Genomic DNA, 21790 nt, shown 5'->3' with positions numbered 1-21790 from the left:
TTACAGCTTGATCAGTGCGAACACCGAATAGTTGATGATGTCCATATAATTGGCGTCAATACCTTCGCTGACGAGTGTACCTTCTTTCAGGTCCTCCATCTCCTTGATGCGCTGAATTTTGGTCAGTATCAAGTCGGTATAACTGCTCACGCGCATGTCGCGCCACGCTTCGTCGTAGTCGTGGTTCTTGCGCTTCATCAGTTCCAATGCCTCGCGGGCGTGCTCGTCATATAGTTTCATTGCCTCCTGCGGTGTAATATCCACCGTGTCGGCACAGCCTTTCTCCAATTGTATCAGTCCTACAATGCCGTAGTTCACCAGTCCGATAAATTCAGGCCTTATGCCTTCGCCCACGAGCGAGAGGCCCGTTGTTTCCAACTGGCGTATGCGTTTTGCCTTGATGAATAACTGGTCGGTGAGCGAAGAAGGACGCAGAATGCGCCATGAAGCCCCATAGTCATGCAGCTTCTTCTCGAACAGCGAGCGGCATTCGGCCACGGCTTCTTCGAACTGAGCGTTTGTCTTCTCAAACTTATCCATAATTCTGTTTGGTAAGCGTCCTTTGGACGTTTACGGGTGCAAAGTTACGAAAAAAGGTTGTAAAGAACAACGGATTTTGGAAGATTAACGCAGAAAGCGCGTAAATAAAAGGCAAGACGGGGAATAATGGGGAATCAAAGGACGAAGGGAAAAAGCAACTTGATGCGGATTGGTGCAAGAGGTGGGGCTCTAAATCGTAACCTCATTTAGCCATCTCCTTCATCTTTGTAACAAAGTTGTTGAAGCTCGTCTGCAGTTCTTCGACGAGCGAAGCGGCAAGCCGATTACCTCGTAGGTGCTGCGCTCAATTGAAATTACTTCCATGTCTTGTTTAGTTTTTGAAATTTGCGGGCAAAGGTATACCATAATCTTCAGGCATGGAACAATTGAAAATTCTCTCTTATTTCGCACGAGTTTACGAGTGCAAAGGTACGACAATCCCCCGAAACTGCATTAACACAATTTTCGGGGGATTTTACCAAATTCGGAAAAAACAATCACGCTAGTATCGTTGGCGTTAGGCCCTACTCACCGACGGTAGCTTATTGGTTTTAGTACTTATGTTACATTCACTTGAGCGGACCACCGCCGTCGCTTGTGGGATTGCCCCAAAGCAGTTGCTGGTTGGTGCGTAGCCAGTTGCCCCATCCCGTCAGTTTGTGGAATGTGGTCTGCTCGTAGCCTTGGTCGAAATTGCACAGATGATTGGGAACAAAATAATCAACAAGAGGCAATTCGGCGGCATCTGCCGTGTAAAAGTTGTTGTTGGTCAGGCAGATGCTCAGTGTGTAGTGGTCCAGATGCTGTTCGTTCGTGTTGACGTCGGCATAGTGGACGAAGGCTTCGCTGAAGGCTTTGTCCAGATCGGCAGAGATGGCAGCCATTTCTGTGTCGCCAGTCTCTTTTGCCAACCAATGTGCATAGTCTGCCAGATCGACAAAGGGATTCACGTAGGTTAACAGGGAACGCTGATTGGGGGACAAGTAATCTAGAATGAGGGTATGGAACCGATACACCTCCTTGGTGGCCTTGTCGATGGCATCCTTCTGTGTGGGGTAGAGTGCAAGGAGCCTGTCTGCGAGGCGCTTGGCGGCACTGATAATGGCATCGAGCTTGGCGGTACGGATGAGTTTGTAGTCGCCGTTGTACCAGTACTCTGTCTTACTCCCATCGTCTTCGTCATTAAAACCGTGATAGGACTGTTCCCATTTCGGATGCACGCGCTCAAACATCTGTGCGATGGCATCCTCGGTATTCCCCTTCTCCAGCAGTCCGCGGACGTATTCCGTGAGCAGTTCGCCCTCGCTCACAAGCAGGTGTGCCGAGGCCACAATGTAGTCGGACAGGCCGCGCAGCTCGGTCAGCGTCTCCATGTTGCCCATCAGGCAGTTGTGGAAGAAGATGGTGTTCAGCCGGTTCAAGCCTGCGGAACGGATGGCGGTACTCAGTTCATACATATCCAGCTCTTCATGTTCATTCCACTCATCGCCAATGACCCCTCGGGTAGCAGGTGCAGCGGCGGGGGCTTTGTATTTGCCGGGGACATCGGCCATGGGGCTTAGTCCGCTGCCATGTCCCCAGATGCTGAACACATACTGCTCGGCAGGACACACCAGACTGCTGATCTGGATGAACGCGCTGACGGTCGTGGGGTCGCACAGTTTCAGTTCCTGGGCCTCCTTTTCATACCCCAGCGCCCGAAGTCCTCCGTTACGAATATTCTCCAGTTTGGTCGTGTCGTTCAGATCGAACCATACGATGTCACCCGGGTCGGCATACTTACCTGTAAAGTCTTTGCCATCCTCGGACTTTTCCTTGCCATATTTGTAGAAGCAGACCACACGGACGTTGTTGTGGTCCGTGAGCAGCGGCTGTATCTTCTCCCAGAAGCCATACTCAATAATCTTATCCATGGTGCCTCCCGCATTGCCATAGACAAAGACGGTGTAGCGGGCAGGCTGTGGCACATTGACCAGGTTTTCCTTCCTGTTCCACGCATCAAAGTCCTTAGCCTTTGCGTCATCCATCTTCTGCATGACCGTCTGGTCTTCGCCCTCCATCAGCAGCAACTTGCCGTCGCTCATGGCATATCTGGCTGTTGTCTTGGTGTTCCTCTCCGCGATGTCCATCGTCAGCAGTCCGTCCGTGGCGGTATAGGTGAACGAATAGCGCTCACGGCCCACGGCGTCATCGTTGTTAAGGTAATAGATGGTGGTGGTTCCTGTGCCGTCGGCATTGAACTCCGTCTGCTGCCATGCCTTACCGAATGTCCAGGCGGCGTAAGTATCCCCCGACACGTCGGAATACCATTGACCAACAAGTTCGCTGTTCGCTCCTGATTTAGGAGAAGAATTGTCGTCGTCGTCCGACGAACACGAGGTGAATACGCTTGTGCCGCAGATGAGGGCGGCGGCCAGCACCCATTGCATTAAATTCTTCATTATCTGTTTCATTATTTTTAATCATTAGTTAGAGTTTAAATAACGCTAGCAAAGGTACAAAAAGTTTTTGAAATTTAGCGTCTTCGCCCGCCATTTTTTCTAAATGTACCGAATTCGGTATAATTAAAATTGGGATTGTAGAGCATTTCCCATTCTCCAAGGTACTCAATCGTGCTTTTCAGACTGAGCCAACGGAAGATAATGTGTTCTTGCAACTGACTACGAGCCATATCCGTCAGTGATATGTAATCATCGTCATTATGAGAAAAGAATGATTACCTTTGAGACGATGTCTCGAAGTTCTTGGACGAGCCAAGCGAACAAGTTCGAGTTCTCACGTTCGAAAATACTCAAATAAATTTGGTATTGAAAAGTCGAGTGAAATGCAAAAGAAAAGCAAGCATTTCTTTTCATACCTATTAATTCCTGCGTTTGTCCTTTTAAAATAAAGAACCTTCAGCAGGCTATTCTTTTGAGTCATTTTCAGTGTTCTGTCAAGTGTTAAAATTGTACACGTTCTTTAGACAAATATTCGATTATTTTGACAAAAGGAAATCGCAAACTAGAACAAAAAGTACCCCTCTTGATATCTCAATACAGACTTTGACAGCAATCCTACCTTTACAGATATTGATTTCGACCTGCTGAACCAGCATCTTTACAACGATTACCACATTTATCTCTCTGCGGCAGATCGTCGTACGCTGAATACAGTAGGCAGAATGAACAATTACATCATCTACCGCCTGAAAGATGGTAATGGAAGTTTGTAATTAAAACAAATGCAGTCCGTGATATGAAAAACGTGAGTAAATACTTTGCCGTTTCAGAAATATTCCCTATCTTAGCCCCTGCAATCTTAGAGAAGAAGAGCGGCAACGCTCTATTTGACATATTGCACGACAGGCTGACAAGCTTTGACCTAGTTAAATCTGGAAAATTTAACCCAATAGAAGTCAAATCGAGTTTAGTCAAGCCAGTCTTGTACCCAGATGAAGGGCACGGACTGCCTTACTATATTTGTGACACCGGGTTTTCCAGAACCTTACTAGGCAAGTATGTAGAGAGGACGTGACCTTCTCTTCTTGTCGCTAAAATGTGAAACTAACAACTAAAATATTTCAATAATGGGAAAAAAGAAAAACTTTTCAACAATTGATTCTTTAAAGACTGTAGAGAGAGTTATCAATGAGTCTAATGAAGCGATAAAGGATAAGAGCAGAACTATAGTAAATAGTTCTATTCCTGATGCAATAGCAGGTGCTTTAGGAGCTGTTGGCGGTGGAGCTATTTCTTTTGCCGCACTTTATGGAGCAGGTACTGTAGGATTATCAGCTGCAGGTATAACATCTGGTCTCGCTGCAGCAGGCTCATTAGTTGGTGGTGGTATGGTGGCTGGTGTTTTTGTTTTAGCGGCACCTGTAGCTATTGTTGGTGGTGGGGCTGCTTATTGGGCTCGATGCATAAGAAACAAGAAACTAACTCAAGAGAAAGAAAGACTCTTAAAAGAGGCTGTTGCAAAAATTGCCGCTTTAGAAGCAGAGTTGGCTAATAGAAGTTCTCTTTCAGAAGAACGTATAAAATATCTCGAAGGCCTTATTATTTTGCTGCAACGTGCGGTTAAAGAGATGCAAGAAGATCTTAAAAACAATTAAAAATGGGAGAGTACAAATATACAAAGGGTGAAAAAGAAATATTAAAAGTTCTTGAAAACCAACGTAAAAAAATAAATTCAACATCTGCCTCAGTTGAAAAGAATATAGTAGAAACTGAGAAACTCATTGATGAGGCCCAAAAAATTGCAGACACCTTTGGTGTGAAAATGCCACCATTCGTTCCTAATGATACAAGAAATTCTATCAAGATTAAAAGAACAGATATACCATCATGGGAAAGTTTGGTAGAAAATGCTAATAAAGAAATACCATATCAGCTAGAAATTGAGGATTTTCTTTCTGCTTCAGAAATTCAATATTGCAAAGCTGATATAGAACGTATAAACAATCTTTTTGCACAAAAGACAAAGTTGTGCAAAACAGATTTGGCATTTCTTATAATTGCGACAGCTCTTCAAACTGCTCGTTGGATTATAATCCAACAATTAGTTGGGGATTTGGGGCAAACCATTGATGAGTCCAAGAGAATGGATAATAAAAAAGGCGATAAAATCAAAAAGAAGGCTGAAGACGAATACAATAAGAAACATTCTGATCGTGATAATATTAAAAGCGAAAAATATCCGACATGGAAAGATATTGTCTTTGGTCAATATCCAAAGGCAGATGGTACAAAAACAACAGGACGATGTCCTTATGATGCACAAAATGGTGGTCCTGTAGGATTTGATGAAGGTGGCAAGGGTATGCATAGACAAAATACGTTGGGCCATGATCCAATTATAGGATGGATTTTTGGTACTGCCAATATCATGACATGCACTATTACACTATCAAAAAAGTTTCAGTTTGGTACTTATAGAGTAACATACCCTAATGCTGTAATGAGTGAAAGGATAACAGCGGGAAGGATGTTTTACGAAGTTTATGATAGTCTGTTGGAAGACAAATTCCGTTTACCAGCAGCTCTCTTTGCTCAAGCAGCACATTTAAAATCAGATGTTTTTACAAAGTGGGGATTACCCGTACCTTTACTTGAAACTTTCAATCCTGATTTAGCAAGCAAACTGTATTCTGAACATTATGATTCTTTGTGTTTGTTGCGAGACGTCGAAATTGTAGGAAGTCAGGCTGTAGTTGCAATACTAATAAATATGATAATTGGTTTAATGCATGGCTTATTCTATCGTCCTGCTATTGATGGAAGCAGGGATCATTATGAAGTACGAACAAGGAAGATATTGTTGTATTCCGATGCAATCTCATCAACCCTAAATTTGAGTTATGTTGGTGTAAGTGCATATATGGGAAATGAAGCAGCATGGAAAAAGTTAGATTTAGGTGGCTTGTTAGTCACTTTGTACAGATTGTTCGCAGATGTTAGATTCATTACACGAGTAAAAGAACAATTCATACAACAAGAATTGGATAAAACATTAGAAGAAGAAATTAGAAAAATCGATTATTATTTTGAATAAAAGTGAAAAAAACAAATCTTGAACTTACAAATGTCTTAAAAGCGGTCGATCTGACCATTGATAACCCTCAGCAAGATATTTCTTCTAGTTTGGGGAAAATGGGTATTTCTATTGCAACAATTACTTCTGCTACAGCATTATCTTCTTTAGCTTCTACAGTCGCATTAATGCTTTGTCCTTTAGGTTTTTCCTCAATTCTTATCCCCTGGGGATATAAAAAAATCCGCCAATGGCAGAATAGTAATAAAGAAAAATATCGCCAATTGCAAGAAATAATAATAAAACAGCAAGCAATTATTGATACCTTATATTCTAAGGTTAATTATTCTGAACAAGAAATCAGGAATTTAAAAGAAACGTTAGAGTTCCTATCTCATATTGTTAAGGAAGCAACGAAAAAAGAATAAATTCTTAATGTCTTCATTTTTTGAGGTATTTGATTTGTAATTGTGATTTAGAGATTATGATTTATCCCAAATATAACATAATATATCAAATATGCTTTCTTCAACCACATGAGTATACTCATTCCAATATACTTTTTAATTCTGTGAATAAAAATTTGTTACAAATGTGCAGAATCGTTTTAAATAATGCTTCTGATTGGGACAATACTATGGATATTATTATTTCAAAAGTGAAGACAAATAATGAAATTCCTATTCTCCATATAGACACTCATGGATGTTTCTATGGCTATGGTATTTGTGCTAACAACTATATTTCGTGGCCAAAGTTAATATCAAAAATATCAGAACTAAATAAAACTTCCAATAACAATTTGTTTCTATCACTTAATGTGTGTCATGGTCTATATTTATCCAATTTCTTATTTGGAAATCCTAAACCAGAAAATCTTTGTAAGAATTGTATAGGTTCATATGATCTTGTTGTTGCCCATGAAGCAACAAATCGTTTTATGGCTATGTATAGTGAATATCAGTCAACATATTGTATGAATGATGCCATACAGCGATTTATGAACTTAAATACTCAGAAAAAAATGTTTTTCGTTTATTGAATTCTTGTTGAATTACTATGTTATTTAGTGGTTTTTCTCTATCTTTGCACCAATAATGATATGATTCGAAGATTTCGATAAATTACGAATATGAAACATGCAAGATGGGGCAGCAATGCTATTGGTACCATCTCAGAATTGCTGCAACAGGAGCTGCCTGGGCTAAGAGGTTTTTCTGAGACCAGCATCAAACGTATGCGTATCTTCTATGAGGCATGGTGCAGTATGTTCGAGAATCGTCCATTGTCAGCGGACGATTTACAAAACAGCATCATTCCTGTAGGCGACAAAGGACATATTGAAATTCGTCCATTGACAACGGACGAATTACCTTCAGAGACATTAGATGCCTTTCTAAATCATGGGGATTTCTGCTGATTATGTTTGAAAAACATTAGAATAGGAATAACACGTTATGTAAATATGGCTAAACGTAGAGAAATAAGAAACAGTACAGCTGAGTTCCTCATCTTCCAGATAGAAGGAAAGGGACAAGGGGTAGAGGTTTACTATAAGGACAAGACTGTGTGGTGTACCCAGAAGGCAATGGGTATGTTGTTTGACTGTTCGACGGACAATGTGGGACTTCACCTGAAGAACATATTTGCAAGCGGAGAACTGGTGAAGGATTCAGTTACCGAGAAAATCTCGGCAACTGCCTCTGATGGGAAGAACTATATGACGCAGTTCTATAATCTTGATGCGATTATCAGCGTGGGGTATCGTGTCAATAGCATCCGGGCTACTCAATTCCGTCAATGGGCTACGAGCGTGCTGCGAGAATATGCTATTCGTGGTTATGTGCTGGATAGGAAACGTATGGAGAATGGTACGTTTTTAGATGAGGACTATTTTGAACACCTGTTAGCAGAGATACGTGAGATTCGTCTGTCTGAGCGACGGTTCTATCAGAAACTGACGGACATCTATGCGACGGCAATTGATTATAATCGTGATGCGCCAACGACAAGACTCTTCTTTAAAATGATGCAAAACAAGATGCACTATGCCGTACATGGACGCACTGCCGCAGAGTTAATTGTAGAGCGTGCTGATGCTGAACAGGAGCACATGGGGTTGACGACCTGGGAGAATGCACCAGACGGAAAGATTGTCAAGACGGATGTATCGATAGCCAAGAACTATCTAAAAGAGATGGAACTGGCAGACATGGGGCAGTTGGTGAATGGTGTACTGGAATTGGCAGAACGTATGGCTAAGCGCCACATCCCGATGACAATGGAGGACTGGGCCAAACAGATTGATACCATCTTGGCGGCTGGAGGTAATGAAGTACTGCAAACGGCAGGTTCAGTAACAGCGGAAGAGGCCAAAGAGCATGCCGAAACAGAATTTGAAAAGTACCGCATAGTACAGGATCGTTTGTTCCAGAGTGACTTTGACAAGTATTTGGGTGAGTTGCCTTTTGAAGGTGAATAAGATTCCTGTATGCAACATATCATTACGGTAGAAGGACGTAGCCTAATACGCACTTATCTGGCAAGTGCTACAAAAAATGCCGCAATCTGTTTAGTGAGTGGCGAGCAAGCTCAGAATAAAAAGATGTGAATAGTTTTCTTTTCATTTCCGAGACAAAGTAACTTCGGCGGCAGCCAAAGTAAAGTCGAGTGAAATGCAAAAGAAATTGTTATCTTTTATAGCGCCTCTATTTCATCGCGCCCCAATCCTGTAATCTTATAAATCTCCTCGGTGTCGTAGCCTCGCAGCTTCATTCGCTCAGCGGTCTGCACGAGGCTTTTGTGGGCTGCGGACTCGGAAATGACCATTGCGTTATGTTCCCATTTTTCCCAATCGGTATCGGAGAGGTAACGGCTTACTTGCTCGCGGAGTAGAGGCAAGTCCTCTTGGATGACTTTCCATACGGCGTCGGGGTCTATCTGATAATAGTCATGCACCAAGACATGGCGCATCTTGGCGATGAACTCCCAGGGCGTTTCGGCATGTTCGCGGCAGAACGAGCGCGTGAGTTTATAGGCTGCCTCGCCAATAATCTCAATGCTCTTCACTATGCCATAGTATCTTAGGTTGTCGGCTTCAAGCTCATCCCTTGACTTGAGGCCTGTATTGCCGAGAATACGGTCTATTGCCTCAACAATATGTTCCAGACGGTCGCGGTCTCTAACGGGTTCTCTCATAAATCAACTTTTTGTCTTGGTCTACATTTTCTCGTACTCTCGGACGGAGCATCTTCTCAGGAACAATGTCAACGGGACGGCCGAGAATCTGCTCCAATTCACAAATCATTGCTGCATGTTTAAGCAGGCTAACGCCTCCTTCATCAAACTGCACGAGTATGTCTACATCGCTCAGCGGCGACTCCTCTCCACGGGCGAAAGATCCGAAGATCCATGCCTTCAAGACTGGCTGCGTCTTAAAGTAGTCGGCTATCGTCTGCTGCATTACCTTGGTACTCATAATCGCATCGTTTTATTATTCATCGGCAAAGTTACAAAGACTTTCCGAATTTCTTTTCACTATTGCGAAAAAAGTTCAAAAAAACAAAGAGCGCGAAATGTTAAACTGGACTCTTTCAAAGCTGTTTTTCAGTGTTCTGTCAAGTGTTAAAATTGTACACGTTCTTTAGACAAATATTCGATTATTTTGACAAAAGGAAATCGCAAACTAGAACAAAAAATACCCCTCTTGATATCTCAAAACAGACTTTGAACAGGCTTCCAAGCCCCTTTTTGATAAAAAACGGGGTGCTTGAGGTACTTTTTAGTTCTATTTCATCGAATATGTTCCATTTTTATGAATGTTGTAACGCACCTGAATGAAAGCTTTAATGCAATAAAACAAAGATTGCAATGCAATTAAATGGTAACTAAGTTGCAACTGAATGGAAACTAAGTAGCAATTGAATGGTAATTAAGTAGCAATTGAATGGTGGTTAAAGCTAAAAAAGTGCCTTTTTCGCCACAATTTGACGGTGGTTCCTTCGCTATTTTACTCGAAAAATACGGCAATTCCGAATATACTGGAAATTTTCTGTTAACTAACATCGCCAAAACTCGCAAATTTCCGACCAGTCTTGCACTTGCTGATTTCGGTGAGAGTTATGAGCGCGTTGAAATGTTATAATGAGGGAGCTGTAATGGTGGAAAAAAGGAACACCCTCTGACCTGTGTTCCTGAAAAACCGACCTCAAGGCGAAAAATGTTTTTTGAAAAATTTTCGGGTCACTAGCAAATTCCAGTGTTTGCCTTACTTCGCATTATACAAAAACCTTCAAAACCCTGAACTGTACTGCTTTGCTCTGCGAGCAATCGTTCTAAGATATCGTTCAAGGACTGCGCAAGCCAGCTTGGCAGTCCTTGAACGATACCTCAGAACAGCCTGCGGCTTAGCAGTACAGCTCAGAAAAACAGAGAAAACCGAGAGACATTTTTAGATGGCTGAGGTGCATCCAGCTTTTGGCTTAGGCAAGAAAAAGTGCATGAATATGAACCTCACCGCGAGAAAAGATTTTTGAATGATTTTCTTTTTTTTGATTTTTCGTTCGATTTTGAGGAGTGAAACGACGACCAAGAATTTAGGGGGCGCTCCGCTTAAAATCTGCCGAAAAATCTGTTTTTAAAATCTTTTTTTTCTGTTTTTCTTCTATGTTGCATTCCAAATAATTGGAAAATATTTATTGTTTATTAACTGTTTGTTATCAATCGCTTGCGCGAAATGCATTAGTACGATGACTTTTGAAGAAGCCGTAACTATCACCCCAACGCTTACGTTGGGTACAGAATGACTACCGACAACAGACCTACCAGACAAACTTCTATGAGATGAAACGGCAAAGCAAGACCGCCCAATCAATTTACTTCTTCAGAATATATAGTAAGACGCAACAATCTTTTAAAAGAGGATGTAGTCAAAGCTACACCTCAGAAAAACGCAGGAGTCGTCTTGTGAAGTTGTCTGATAATCTGTATGTCAATTACCCGTTTGGTATGGTACATATTCCTTTTCATTCTTCAGGACGGAAAAGATGATGTTGGAAAGCTTACGTGCTATCCTCACTATCGCCTCCTGTGGCTCCATCCTCTGTTTGTACTGGAAATATTGCGTTCCAAGTCCCGCATCCTTGCCGATGGTAATCCATGCAGCCTCGATAATCATGGGGCCAAGTTGCTTGTTCCCCCTGAAAGTCTTCTCGCCATGCACGGTCTTCTCACCACTGCTGTGGCTTGTAGGGATCAGTCCAAGGTAGGCGGCAAACTCTTTCTCGTTGTGGAAACGTTTCACGTCACAGACCTCTGTCAGGATGCACATCGTGACTATGATGCCGATTCCGGGGATTGTCCTGAGCAGGTCATGCCTGTGCTTGTATCGTTCTGTCTGGCTCATCTTGCGCAATTGGCGAGTAGCCTCCAGCAATGTTCCTCTAAGGACCTCTACCTGCCTGATGAGCAGGTCAAGCGAAGCTCGTGTATCTGACATCAGCCGCACATCGTTCATCAGCCAGGTGATAAAAGCCCTTGACCAGTGCGTCTGCTTCCTGGAGAATCGTTCAGGGAATTCTACTCCATGACAATGCAGCAGGTGCTTGACTCTCGACTTGTATCCGCTGAGCTGCTTCTGTATTGTCTTGCGTATGCGGACAACAGAGCGATCGTCAATGTACTGCTTCTCTGGAACATAGTTGCCCTTGAGCAGACCTGCCTTCAGAGATCTCGCCAGTTTTACGGCATCCACCCTGTCTGTCTTCATCACCTCTTCATACTGAGTCGTCGGAACATCAGCTGCATGAATCACCATACAGCCAATACCGACTTCCTTCAATGCATAATAAGTGGAGTATCCACTGAAGCCAGACTCATAGACAGCCTGATAATCACCATCCGGGTAATTCTTCTTCAAAAAGTCAAAGAGCTCTTTTGCTGAAGGCTTCTGGGAATGCCTCTTTACAATTCCTACTTCGGGGGCTATTGCCACCTCCCAATTTTTAGCATGGACATCAATTCCTACGAAAATCTTTTGTCCTTTGAAAGATATTTTGTTCCTTTGCATACTGGTACGGTATTTAATTGTGAAAGTATCTTGTTTTTTGCACTTACAAAAATACAATCCAATTATTATCGTACCAAATTTTCTGCCTCTTTTTTCCTCGCGAAGCCTCTTTTCACGCAACGTGAGATGTAGAGGTCCTCGAAGCGTAGCGAAGAGGTTCTCTGCACCTCACGGTGCGGAATATTTCACTGCCTAAGGACTATCCCCTATCGGCTTATTGGTGTTTCCGACTGCAAACATAGTAACTTTTTGTCTGGTGATATCCTGTAAGGATTGATGGCATGGATGTAGTCTTTTATCTGGGTGCTTGCACACAAGGAAAAGGCTACATCCATGACATCAGAGACGTAGTCTCAACCAGACAAAAAGGGTTTTGAAGGTTTTGGTTAATAGTACACAGGGGTCTGCAGGTGACCCAAATTTTCTTTTTTGATTTTTCGTTCGATTTTAAGGAGTAAAACGACGACCAATAGTTTTGGACGCTACGCTTAAAATCTGACGGAGAATCTGTTTTCAAAATCTTTATTGCTACGCAGCTCCGATGCTGTCTGAATGGCGGTTTTCTTAAAATAATGCAAAATCAGAAGTAATAGAAGTCGTATTTATCTATTTTTTTATTAACTTTGCGCAAAATATATTCCCTGAAACATAATGGACGACGAAATCAAAGACGACGAGATTTTGGAGACACCCGATGGCGGTCAGGAATCTGAAGATGCCCAGCCAGAAGGCCATTCCGATTATAAACCCGTGAACCGTTTCGACGCCGCTGTTGTTCACCACTTGAGCGGTATGTATCAGAACTGGTTCCTCGACTATGCTTCTTATGTAATTCTGGAACGTGCCGTTCCTCATATTGAAGACGGACTGAAGCCCGTTCAGCGACGCATCCTTCACTCTATGAAGCGAATGGATGATGGCCGATACAACAAAGTGGCCAACATTGTGGGTCACACCATGCAGTTCCATCCTCACGGCGATGCCTCTATCGGTGACGCCCTGGTGCAGTTGGGACAGAAAGACCTGCTGGTGGATACGCAGGGTAACTGGGGTAACATTCTTACTGGCGACCGTGCTGCTGCTCCCCGATATATCGAGGCCCGCCTGTCTAAGTTTGCTTTGGACACGGTGTTCAATCCCAAAACCACTGAATGGCAACTCAGTTACGACGGTCGCAACAAGGAGCCTATCACCCTTCCGGTGAAGTTCCCCTTGCTGCTCTCACAAGGTGCAGAAGGTATTGCCGTAGGCCTGTCGTCGAAAATCCTTCCCCATAATTTTAATGAGATCTGCGATGCCGCCATCAGCTATCTGCATGGCGAAGAGTTCCACCTCTATCCTGATTTCCAGACTGGTGGCTCTATCGATGTGTCAAAATACAACGATGGTCAGCGTGGCGGTGTGCTGAAGGTGCGTGCCAAGATTGAAAAACTCGACCAGAAGACACTCGTCATTCGCGAGTTGCCGTTCTCCAAGACGGTGAACACCCTCATTGAAAGCATCACCAAGGCTATTGAGAAAGGCAAGATCAAGGCTCGCAATGTGACCGACCTTACTTCGGCTCAGGTAGAGATTCAGATTCACTTGGCTCCCGGCGTCAGCAGCGACAAGACCCTTGATGCCCTCTATGCGTTTACCGATTGCGAAATCAATATTTCGCCCAACTGCTGTGTGATTGCCGACAACAAGCCGCAGTTCCTCACTGTGAGCGATGTGTTGCGTCATTCAGTCGAACGCACCAAGGATTTGATTCGCCAGGAACTGGAAATCCGTAAGAACGAACTGCTCGAGCAACTGCACTTCCAGTCGCTGGAGAAAATCTTCATTGAGGAACGCATCTATAAGGACAAGAAATTTGAGGAAGCCCCCAATGTGGATAAGGTTTGCGAACATATTGACGACCGCCTGACTCCTTTCTACCCACAGCTGGTGCGTGAGGTGACCAAGGACGATATTCTCCGCCTGCTGGAAATCAAGATGCAGCGCATCCTGAAGTTCAACAAGGAAAAGGCCGACGAACTCATGGCCCGCATCAAGGCCGAGATAGAGCAGATAGACCGTGACCTGGCCAATCTGACGGAAGTGACGGCCGAATGGTTCCAGTTCCTCAAAGACAAATACGGAAAAGACCATCCACGACTCACCGAGATACGCAATTTCGATACCATCGAGGCTACAAAGGTGGTCGAGGCCAATCAGAAACTCTACATCAACCGTAACGAAGGCTTCATCGGTACAGGACTGAAGAAGGACGAGTTCGTGTGCAACTGTTCCGATATTGACGATATCATCCTGTTCTATCGGGACGGTAAGTACAAGGTGGTGCGTGTGGCCGAGAAACTGTTTGTGGGCAAGAACGTGATGTGGCTTGGCGTGTTCAAGAAGAGCGACAAGCGTACTATATATAATGTGGTGTATCGCGATGGCAAGAAAGGTCCGTGCTACATCAAGCGCTTCAATATCACAGGTATCACCCGCGATCGCGAATACGACCTTACCCAGGGCACGGAAGGTTCGCGTGTGATGTACTTCACCTCCAATCCGAATGGTGAGGCCGAAGTAATCAAAGTGACCCTCGATGCCTCTGTACAGGCCAAAAACTCGCGTGTGAGCATCTTCCTCGAACGCTCGTTTGCCGATGTGCTCATCAAGGGACGTGGCTCAAAGGGTAACCTGCTGACGAAAAAGCCCGTGCATCGCATCACGCTGAAATCGCAAGGCCACTCTACGCTCGGAGGCCGCAAGGTGTGGTACGATCCGGATGTGAACCGTCTGAACTATGATGAGCACGGCCGACTGCTCGGCGAGTTCTTCGACGACGACCAGATACTCGTGGTACTGCAGAACGGCGATTTCTACCTTACCAACTTCGATGTGAACAACCACTACGAGGAGAATATCCTGCGTATTGAGAAGTTTGATGCCGACAAGGTATGGACGGCCGTCCTCTTCGATGCCGACAACCAGGGCTATCCTTATATGAAACGCTTCCAGATGGAGGCTGCCAAGCGCAAACAGAACTTCCTGGGCGAGAACGCCGCCTCGAAACTGGTGTTGCTCACCGATGTGGTCTATCCGCTGGTGAAGGTGACCTACGGAGGAGCCGACGAGTTCCGCGGAACAGAAAATATCGATGCCGAACAGTTCATTGGCGTGAAAGGCTTCAAGGCCAAAGGTAAGCGCCTCTCTACCTGGCAGGTGGAAAGTATTGAGGAACTGGAACCTGTGCGTTTCCCGGAGGAGAATGAAGATGAAGAAATCGATGGCGCTGCTGTAGATGACGTTGATGACGTGGATGATCTTGATCCGGACTCTGGGAAAAGCGAACAGCAGGTTATCGACGAAATGACCGGTCAGTTGAGGCTGTTCCCTGACGAGGAGTAATCTGTGCTCATATCGATGAAACGGCTTAAAATGATACTAATCTTGCTTGCGTTGCTTTCAGTTTTCCAACTGAAAGCGCAGCAGGCAGATACACGAAAGAGTCCTTTCATCACCACCCAGAGCTATCAGATAGGCTATGGTTCCGTGAACATCCTTGACACCTATCTCACTCAGGAAAAATTCTATGGTCAGGGCCTTACAGCCCTTTCCATTCGTGAGCGTCAGCGCGAGGACAGTCATTGGTCCACTATTATTCAAAATCAGTTGCATCTTTCTTCAGCCAAAGACCGTGCCGGCAACGAGTCGGCACTTGAAGGCAGTTACAATCTGCTTGTCGGACGCTATCATGAGTGGTTGCTCATGGGAGGAAAACTGCGTCTGCAGGCCGGTGCCTTGGGCAATTTGGGACTAGGCTTTATCTATAACACCCGCAACAATTCCAACAATCCTGCCCAAGGGCGATTTTCATTGAACGTCATGCCTTCGGGCGTGGCCACTTATCGGTTCCCCTTCTTGAAACGCAACTGGGCCGTTCGCTACGAACTGGATCTGCCCTTGGCCGGTGTGATGTTTAGTCCCAACTACGGGCAGTCCTACTATGAGATGTTTGTGCGCAGTGACTATGACCACAACATCGTACCCACCACATTCCTTTCGGCGCCCAACTTCCGCCAGCAGCTCACACTTCAATGCACCGTCTGGCCTTCATGCACCCTTTCCGTCGGCTTCTTAGGCGACTATCAGCAGGCGAAGGTCAACAATCTGAAGCAGCATATCTACAACAATAGCATCATGATTGGCGTGGTGAAGCGTTTCCAACTTATCAATTTCCGCCCATGAAACAGTTCTTTTCCCATATCTGCATCCTTGTTGCCTTGCTGACCTTGTCGGCATGTGTGGATGTTGAGGAATACGACGATACTCCACAAGGCAATTTCGAGGCTTTGTGGCATATCATCGACGAACACTACTGTTTTTTGGACTATAAGCAGCAAGAGATAGGGCTTGACTGGCAACAGGTATATAATAAATATAAGGTACGCGTGAACAACAATATGACCACTAACCAGTTGTTCGAAGTGTTGGCCGACATGCTCTCTGAACTGCGCGACGGGCATGTGAACCTCTCTGCCACTCACGATTTTTCACGCTATTGGTCCTGGTATGAAGACTATCCTGCCAATATCAGCGATACCCTGTTGCGTCGATATATGGGCACTGACTATCGTATAGCCGGCGGACTGCGCTATCGCGTTCTTGACGATAATATCGGGTACCTGCGCTATGAGAGTTTCGCCTCGCCTGTGGGGGATGGCAATCTGGACGATGTTTTCTCATACCTGTTGTTGTGCCGCGGACTCATCATCGATATCCGTGACAACGGTGGGGGAGAGGTGACCATGGCTGAACGGCTGGCCGCACGTTTCTGTAATGAGAAAGTACTGGTGGGCTATATCCAGCACAAGACAGGACCCGGACACAGCGACTTCTCTGATATGGAACCCAAGTATCTGGAACCTTCGTCTGGTCTTCGCTGGCAGAAAGGCGTGTGTGTGCTCACCAACCGTCATGTGTATAGTGCGGCCAATGAGTTTACTATGTTCATGAAGCAGATGCCCAATGTAAAGATTGTTGGCGATCATACTGGCGGTGGGGCTGGAATGCCTTTCTCCAGTACGCTGCCCAATGGATGGGTGGTGCGCTTCTCGGCTGTGCCTTCTTACGATGCTAACCGGCAGTGTACCGAGTTTGGTATTGACCCCGACTATCATGTTCAGTTGAAGGATGATGACTTTGGAAAAGGAGAGGATACTATTATTGAGTTTGCTCGCAAACTTTTAGTGGAATAGAGTATAGAAGCTATATTTAGTCGGAATTCCACTGATTCAGGCCAAAATTTTGAAAATTCAGTCAAAATATGATGAGAGTTTTAAGATTTTGTTGTACCTTTGCAGCCGCTAAGTCAAAACAAATAGCAGATAATGCTCTTTAAAATGCGCCTGTGGCGGAATTGGTAGACGCGCTAGACTTAGGATCTAGTGTCTCGCGACGTGCAGGTTCGAGTCCTGTCAGGCGCACTTGTTGACGAATAAAAGAATTGGGACAGTTTTGAAATGAAATAGTAATTCATTCAGAACTGTCCCAGTTTTATGTTGTGTCGACACTTGGATTCGAACCAAGGACCCCCACCATGTCAAGGTGATACTCTAACCAACTGAGCTATGCCGACAGGGCTTTGAAAAGCGCGTGCAAAAGTACTAAAAAAATGATGACCGGCAAAATATGCCTTTTATAATAAGGATTTATTAACAAAAGGGCAACTCGTTTTTGTAGGCCAATTAAAAGAAAATGTGTACTTTTGCACCACACTACTCTAAAGCCAAAACATTTATTACTATACTATTAGAACCAAAATGGAACAAGTTTTTAGTTACATTATCAGTCTTGGAGCGTCAGTCATGATGCCCATTCTTTTTACAATTATCGGCCTGTGCATAGGCATGAAATTCGGAAAATCCCTGAAAAGCGGTCTCTACGTGGGCGTGGGTTTCGTTGGCCTGGGCATTGTAACAGCATTGCTGACCAATAATTTCGACAGTCCGCTAAAGACAATTTCTGAACTTTATGACTTGCAACTGAAGGTGTTCGACATGGGATGGCCAGCTGCTGCTGCCGTGGCTTACGGTACTGCCGTAGGTGCACTGATTATTCCTATTTGTCTGGGCGTGAACCTGCTGATGCTTATAACTAAATGTACCCGAACCATTAATATAGACCTTTGGAACTACTGGCACTTTGCTTTCATTGGTGCTGTGGCCTATTTTGTGATGGATCAGAGTTTGCTATGGGGCTATTTTGCTGCTATCGTATGCTATATCATCACTTTGGTGATGGCCGACCTCACTGCCGAGAAGTTCCAAAAACACTACGACTTGCAGGGTATTTCCATCCCTCAGCCATTCTGTCAGAGCTTTACTCTGTTTGCTGTTGCTATCAACTGGCTGCTCGATCGTATTCCCGGTTTTTCAAAACTCGATATTGATGCTGAAGGTCTGAAGAAGAAGTTTGGCGTGCTGGGCGAACCGTTGGTACTGGGTGTTATCGTTGGTGCGCTGATAGGCTGGGCTGCTCAGTTGGATATCAAGAAAGTGCTGTTCCTCGGTGTGACGATGGGTGCTGTGATGGAACTGATTCCCCGTATCACCTCACTCTTCATTGACGGACTGAAACCCATTGCAGAGAAAACGCAGGAGGTGGCCAAGAAACGTTTCGGTGGTATGCAGGTAAATATCGGTATGTCGCCAGCGCTGGTTATCGGACATCCCACGACACTGGTGTGCTCGGTCATCCTGATTCCCGTCATTCTGGCCATTGCCGTGTTCCTTCCAGGCAACCAGTTCCTGCCATTGGCCTCACTGGCAGGTATGTTCTATCTGTTCCCACTGATTTTGCCCTATACAAAAGGAAATGTGGTGAAGAGTCTGATTATTGGTCTTGTGGCACTCATCGTCGGTCTGTATTTCGTGACCGATATGGCCTCTGCCTTTACTCTTGCTGCCAATGAGGTGTATAAAACCGACCCCACTGCTTCGGCTGCAAAGATTCCGGAAGGCTTTGAAGGCGGTGCACTCGATTTTGCTTCTTCACTTTTAGGCTATGTTATCTTTGCTTGTGTGAAGTACCTAAGATGGATAGGCATGGGTGTGCTGGCTGTCATCACACTGGGCATGCTGGTGTGGAACCGTATGCGCATTACTGCCGCAGATAAAATGTAATCAGATCCAACAACTTTGATTTTTCAGAAATAACTAATAAACTATCGATATGAAAAAAGCATTTATTTCCTTGACACTGCTGGCAGCAGCATTCACTGCCCAGGCTCAGCAGGACGTGAAGTTTCAGACTGCTTGCCATCCTGAGGATGTGAAGCACTACGACACTAAGACCCTTCGTGACCGTTTCGTAATGGAGAAAGTGATGGAGGCCGATAAGATTCATCTGACCTACTCACACTACGACCGTTTTATCTTCGGTGGCGCCATGCCAGTGAACAAAACCCTGAAATTGGAGAACTTCCTGGAATTGGGCCTCGATGTTGACAAGACCATCAAGGATAAGTATTTCCTCTACAACCGTGAGCTCGGTGTGGTGAACTGCGGCGAGGGCGATGGCGTAGTGATTGTTGACGGCAAGGAATATGCTCTTTCACCCAAAGAGGCACTTTATATAGGTCGTGGCCATCTTGGCAAGGATAAGAAAGGAAATTCTATCGATGTAAACAAGGAGGTGCTGTTCCGTTCGAAGGATGCGGCAAAACCTGCAAAGTTCTATCTGAACTCTGCCACTGCCCATCAGCACTATAAGACCCAGTGGATTACCCTCGACGGCCGTAAAGGCTCGCTGAAGGCAGCAGTATGGGGACCTGTAGGCACCACTGAGGAGTGTAATAACCGCACCGTCTATAAACTTATTGTGAACGATGTACTGGAAGAAGGCCCCTGTCAGTTGCAGTTAGGACTCACTCAGTTGAATCCTGGTGCTGCCTGGAACACGATGCCTCCTCACACTCATGGACGTCGCATTGAGGCCTACTATTATTTCAATCTTCCTGAGAAACAGACCATTGCCCACATTATGGGACAGCCCGAGGAAAGCCGTGTGGTATGGCTGCACAACGAGCAGGCTATCATGAGTCCTGAGTGGAGCATCCACGCTGCTGCTGGTACCTATTATTATACCTTTATTTGGGGTATGGCCGGTGAGAACCTGTATTATAACGACAAGGATGAAATTCCTGTAATCGATATCAAGTAAAAGACTCACGTCTCCTGATTATGACACCTGTACAAACTACAAAGATGAGTAATTTTCGCTGGGTTATCTGCGGATTACTCTTTTTAGCTACGACGGTCAACTACATGGACCGTCAGGTGCTGTCGCTGACATGGAAAGACTTCATTGCTCCGGAATTTCACTGGACTGATGCCAACTATGGTAAGATTACTGCCTATTTCTCTATCTTCTATGCCATTGCTAACCTCTTTGCAGGTAAGTTTATCGACTGGATGGGCACGAAGAAAGGCTATCTGATTGCCATCTTTGTGTGGTCGCTGGGCGCCTGTATGCATGCCGGTTGCGGATGGGTGGCCATGGAAATGGAAGGCTACCAGTCGATAGCAGAACTTGGACAACTGACAGGCGATGCTGCTGTGGCCTTGGCCACCATCTCAATGTATCTGTTCTTAGGTTGCCGTATGATTCTGGCATTAGGTGAGGCGGGCAACTTCCCTGCTGCTATCAAGGTGACGGCCGAGTATTTTCCAAAGAAAGACCGTGCATTCTCTACTTCTATCTTCAACAGCGGTGCATCGGTAGGCGCTTTGGCTGCTCCTGCCACTATTCCATTGCTGGCCCGTGCATGGGGATGGGAAATGGCCTTTATCATTATCGGTATGTTAGGATTCGTTTGGATGGGATTGTGGATATGGCTTTATGAAAAGCCCCATCAAAGTCCTCATGTGAATCAGGCCGAGCTGAACTATATTGAGCAAGATAATGACATTGCAGAAGTGCAGAACAAGCAAGAGGCTAAGACAGAGGAAGCTATCTCGTTCTGGCGTTGTTTCACATTCAAGCAGACATGGTCGTTCATTATTGGTAAACTGATGACTGATGGTGTGTGGTGGTTCTTCCTGTTCTGGGCACCAGCCTATTTCAGTGACCAGTATGGCTATACCAGTGATTCGGGTATGGGTATCGCACTTATCTTTACGCTCTATGCCATTGTTACCGTACTCTCAATTGGTGGCGGTTACCTGCCGAAATATTTCGTTGAGACCCGTGGAATGAACCCTTATCTGGGACGTATGCGTGCTATGCTTATCTTCGCCTTCTTCCCCCTGTTGGGCTTGTTGGCTCAGCCTTTGGGCGCTTACAGTCCTTGGTGGCCGGCTATCCTTATCGGTTTGCTGGGTGCAGGTCATCAGGCATGGAGTGCCAACCTCTTCTCTACTATTGGTGATATGTTCCCAAAGTCAACGATTGGTACCATTACCGGTATTGGCTCGATGGCTGGTGGTTTGGGCTCTTATGCCATCAACCTTACCTCAGGCGAGTTCTTTGACTGGGCTGCCGCTCAAGGCTCTGCTTTCACCTTCTTTGGTTTTGAAGCTAAGCCTGCTGCTTATATGATTGTGTTCTCGTTCTGTGCCGTTGCCTATCTCATTGGCTGGTGCATAATGAAAGCCCTCGTACCGAAGTATAAGCCCGTGGTTGTTGAATAAC

Annotated in this window: 18 protein-coding genes, 2 tRNA genes and 1 pseudogene; 14 read left to right on the top strand and 7 right to left on the bottom strand. The window is 45.1% G+C overall.

All coding sequences use genetic code 11. The annotated features are described in order from the left end of the window. From L6475_RS12900 to L6475_RS12890, 3 genes and pseudogenes are all read right to left on the bottom strand, one after another. The gene (locus L6475_RS12900) at nt 1–540 is read right to left on the bottom strand and encodes a DUF1599 domain-containing protein (RefSeq protein ID WP_237820684.1); all 540 of its coding nucleotides are present in this window, start codon (nt 538–540) and stop codon (nt 1–3) included. Between the two features lie 569 nt (nt 541–1109). Further along, nucleotides 1110–2993 carry a clostripain-related cysteine peptidase gene (locus tag L6475_RS12895; RefSeq protein WP_237820682.1) on the bottom strand — a complete coding sequence of 628 codons (1884 nt, stop codon included), beginning with the start codon at nt 2991–2993 and terminating at the stop codon, nt 1110–1112. 74 nt (nt 2994–3067) lie between these two features. Beyond that, nucleotides 3068–3241: pseudogene (locus L6475_RS12890) on the bottom strand (KilA-N domain-containing protein); the annotation flags it as partial. Nucleotides 3242–4108: 867 nt separating this feature from the next. On the opposite strand from L6475_RS12890, the gene L6475_RS12885 reads away from it, so the two are divergent. The 6 genes from L6475_RS12885 (at nt 4109) to L6475_RS12860 (ending at nt 8536) form a co-directional block, all read left to right on the top strand. Then, entirely contained in the window at nt 4109–4636 is a 528-nt protein-coding gene (locus L6475_RS12885) for a hypothetical protein (protein WP_237820678.1), read from the top strand. A gap of 2 nt (nt 4637–4638) precedes the next feature. Next, complete coding sequence (locus L6475_RS12880; RefSeq protein WP_237820676.1) at nt 4639–6075, top strand: hypothetical protein; 1437 nt, start codon at nt 4639–4641, stop codon at nt 6073–6075. A 2-nt stretch (nt 6076–6077) separates the two neighbouring features. Continuing rightward, nucleotides 6078–6482: a hypothetical protein gene (locus L6475_RS12875; protein ID WP_237820674.1), complete on the top strand. Its 405-nt coding sequence runs from the start codon at nt 6078–6080 to the stop codon at nt 6480–6482. A 209-nt stretch (nt 6483–6691) separates the two neighbouring features. Beyond that, nucleotides 6692–7096: a hypothetical protein gene (locus L6475_RS12870; protein ID WP_237820672.1), complete on the top strand. Its 405-nt coding sequence runs from the start codon at nt 6692–6694 to the stop codon at nt 7094–7096. A 90-nt stretch (nt 7097–7186) separates the two neighbouring features. Continuing rightward, on the top strand, nt 7187–7474 hold the full coding sequence (locus L6475_RS12865) for a DUF1016 N-terminal domain-containing protein (protein ID WP_237820670.1): 288 nt from the start codon (nt 7187–7189) through the stop codon (nt 7472–7474). A gap of 45 nt (nt 7475–7519) precedes the next feature. Then, the gene (locus tag L6475_RS12860) at nt 7520–8536 is read left to right on the top strand and encodes a virulence RhuM family protein (RefSeq protein WP_237820668.1); all 1017 of its coding nucleotides are present in this window, start codon (nt 7520–7522) and stop codon (nt 8534–8536) included. A 215-nt stretch (nt 8537–8751) separates the two neighbouring features. On the opposite strand, the gene L6475_RS12855 is transcribed toward L6475_RS12860, so the two are convergent. Next, on the bottom strand, nt 8752–9252 hold the full coding sequence (locus L6475_RS12855; RefSeq protein ID WP_237820666.1) for a DUF86 domain-containing protein: 501 nt from the start codon (nt 9250–9252) through the stop codon (nt 8752–8754). Continuing rightward, nucleotides 9236–9532 (bottom strand): nucleotidyltransferase family protein, encoded by a 297-nt coding sequence (locus L6475_RS12850; protein WP_237820664.1) that lies wholly within the window; start codon nt 9530–9532, stop codon nt 9236–9238. Before L6475_RS12850 ends, L6475_RS12855 begins: the two co-directional genes overlap by 17 nt. A gap of 468 nt (nt 9533–10000) precedes the next feature. Between L6475_RS12850 and L6475_RS12845 the strand changes: the two genes are divergently transcribed. Continuing rightward, nucleotides 10001–10198, top strand: coding sequence for a hypothetical protein (locus L6475_RS12845; protein WP_237820662.1), 198 nt, complete (start codon nt 10001–10003; stop codon nt 10196–10198). Between the two features lie 846 nt (nt 10199–11044). Here L6475_RS12845 and L6475_RS12840 read toward each other — a convergent pair. After that, nucleotides 11045–12121: an IS110 family transposase gene (locus L6475_RS12840; RefSeq protein ID WP_237820660.1), complete on the bottom strand. Its 1077-nt coding sequence runs from the start codon at nt 12119–12121 to the stop codon at nt 11045–11047. A 651-nt stretch (nt 12122–12772) separates the two neighbouring features. On the opposite strand from L6475_RS12840, the gene L6475_RS12835 reads away from it, so the two are divergent. From L6475_RS12835 to L6475_RS12820, 4 genes are all read left to right on the top strand, one after another. Beyond that, nucleotides 12773–15505, top strand: coding sequence for a DNA gyrase/topoisomerase IV subunit A (locus tag L6475_RS12835; RefSeq protein ID WP_237820657.1), 2733 nt, complete (start codon nt 12773–12775; stop codon nt 15503–15505). A 30-nt stretch (nt 15506–15535) separates the two neighbouring features. After that, nucleotides 15536–16345 (top strand): DUF3316 domain-containing protein, encoded by an 810-nt coding sequence (locus tag L6475_RS12830; RefSeq protein WP_237820655.1) that lies wholly within the window; start codon nt 15536–15538, stop codon nt 16343–16345. Continuing rightward, on the top strand, nt 16342–17355 hold the full coding sequence (locus tag L6475_RS12825; protein ID WP_237820653.1) for a S41 family peptidase: 1014 nt from the start codon (nt 16342–16344) through the stop codon (nt 17353–17355). Before L6475_RS12830 ends, L6475_RS12825 begins: the two co-directional genes overlap by 4 nt. 146 nt (nt 17356–17501) lie before the next feature. Next, nucleotides 17502–17583 (top strand) — tRNA-Leu (locus L6475_RS12820). Between the two features lie 78 nt (nt 17584–17661). On the opposite strand, the gene L6475_RS12815 is transcribed toward L6475_RS12820, so the two are convergent. After that, nucleotides 17662–17735 (bottom strand) — tRNA-Val (locus tag L6475_RS12815). Nucleotides 17736–17919: 184 nt separating this feature from the next. Here L6475_RS12815 and L6475_RS12810 point away from each other — a divergent pair. Genes L6475_RS12810 through L6475_RS12800 form a run of 3 tightly spaced genes read left to right on the top strand, consistent with a single transcriptional unit; the run spans nt 17920 to nt 21789 of the window. Then, nucleotides 17920–19281 carry a PTS galactitol transporter subunit IIC gene (locus tag L6475_RS12810; protein WP_237820651.1) on the top strand — a complete coding sequence of 454 codons (1362 nt, stop codon included), beginning with the start codon at nt 17920–17922 and terminating at the stop codon, nt 19279–19281. 49 nt (nt 19282–19330) lie between these two features. Next, nucleotides 19331–20320 (top strand): 5-dehydro-4-deoxy-D-glucuronate isomerase, encoded by a 990-nt coding sequence (kduI, locus tag L6475_RS12805; RefSeq protein ID WP_237820649.1) that lies wholly within the window; start codon nt 19331–19333, stop codon nt 20318–20320. Between the two features lie 20 nt (nt 20321–20340). After that, nucleotides 20341–21789: an MFS transporter gene (locus tag L6475_RS12800; RefSeq protein WP_237820647.1), complete on the top strand. Its 1449-nt coding sequence runs from the start codon at nt 20341–20343 to the stop codon at nt 21787–21789. Nucleotide 21790 lies beyond the last annotated feature (1 nt).

Origin of the sequence: Prevotella sp. E9-3 (assembly GCF_022024015.1) — a bacterium.
GTDB lineage: Bacteria > Bacteroidota > Bacteroidia > Bacteroidales > Bacteroidaceae > Prevotella.
This window is presented reverse-complemented; position numbering and strand designations above follow the sequence as displayed.

What these genes read in the sequence shown, in the direction of transcription:
- L6475_RS12860 (WP_237820668.1), top strand. Translation starts at nt 7,520, where the DNA reads ATGGCTAAACGTAGAGAAATAAGAAACAGTACAGCTGAGTTCCTCATC.
- L6475_RS12830 (WP_237820655.1), top strand. Translation starts at nt 15,536, where the DNA reads ATGATACTAATCTTGCTTGCGTTGCTTTCAGTTTTCCAACTGAAAGCG.
- L6475_RS12900 (WP_237820684.1), bottom strand. Translation starts at nt 540, where the DNA reads ATGGATAAGTTTGAGAAGACAAACGCTCAGTTCGAAGAAGCCGTGGCC.
- L6475_RS12865 (WP_237820670.1), top strand. Translation starts at nt 7,187, where the DNA reads ATGAAACATGCAAGATGGGGCAGCAATGCTATTGGTACCATCTCAGAA.
- L6475_RS12835 (WP_237820657.1), top strand. Translation starts at nt 12,773, where the DNA reads ATGGACGACGAAATCAAAGACGACGAGATTTTGGAGACACCCGATGGC.
- L6475_RS12800 (WP_237820647.1), top strand. Translation starts at nt 20,341, where the DNA reads ATGACACCTGTACAAACTACAAAGATGAGTAATTTTCGCTGGGTTATC.
- L6475_RS12870 (WP_237820672.1), top strand. Translation starts at nt 6,692, where the DNA reads ATGGATATTATTATTTCAAAAGTGAAGACAAATAATGAAATTCCTATT.
- L6475_RS12895 (WP_237820682.1), bottom strand. Translation starts at nt 2,993, where the DNA reads ATGAAACAGATAATGAAGAATTTAATGCAATGGGTGCTGGCCGCCGCC.
- L6475_RS12885 (WP_237820678.1), top strand. Translation starts at nt 4,109, where the DNA reads ATGGGAAAAAAGAAAAACTTTTCAACAATTGATTCTTTAAAGACTGTA.
- L6475_RS12880 (WP_237820676.1), top strand. Translation starts at nt 4,639, where the DNA reads ATGGGAGAGTACAAATATACAAAGGGTGAAAAAGAAATATTAAAAGTT.
- L6475_RS12855 (WP_237820666.1), bottom strand. Translation starts at nt 9,252, where the DNA reads ATGAGAGAACCCGTTAGAGACCGCGACCGTCTGGAACATATTGTTGAG.
- L6475_RS12825 (WP_237820653.1), top strand. Translation starts at nt 16,342, where the DNA reads ATGAAACAGTTCTTTTCCCATATCTGCATCCTTGTTGCCTTGCTGACC.
- L6475_RS12810 (WP_237820651.1), top strand. Translation starts at nt 17,920, where the DNA reads ATGGAACAAGTTTTTAGTTACATTATCAGTCTTGGAGCGTCAGTCATG.
- L6475_RS12850 (WP_237820664.1), bottom strand. Translation starts at nt 9,532, where the DNA reads ATGAGTACCAAGGTAATGCAGCAGACGATAGCCGACTACTTTAAGACG.
- L6475_RS12840 (WP_237820660.1), bottom strand. Translation starts at nt 12,121, where the DNA reads ATGCAAAGGAACAAAATATCTTTCAAAGGACAAAAGATTTTCGTAGGA.
- kduI (WP_237820649.1), top strand. Translation starts at nt 19,331, where the DNA reads ATGAAAAAAGCATTTATTTCCTTGACACTGCTGGCAGCAGCATTCACT.
- L6475_RS12845 (WP_237820662.1), top strand. Translation starts at nt 10,001, where the DNA reads ATGGTGGTTAAAGCTAAAAAAGTGCCTTTTTCGCCACAATTTGACGGT.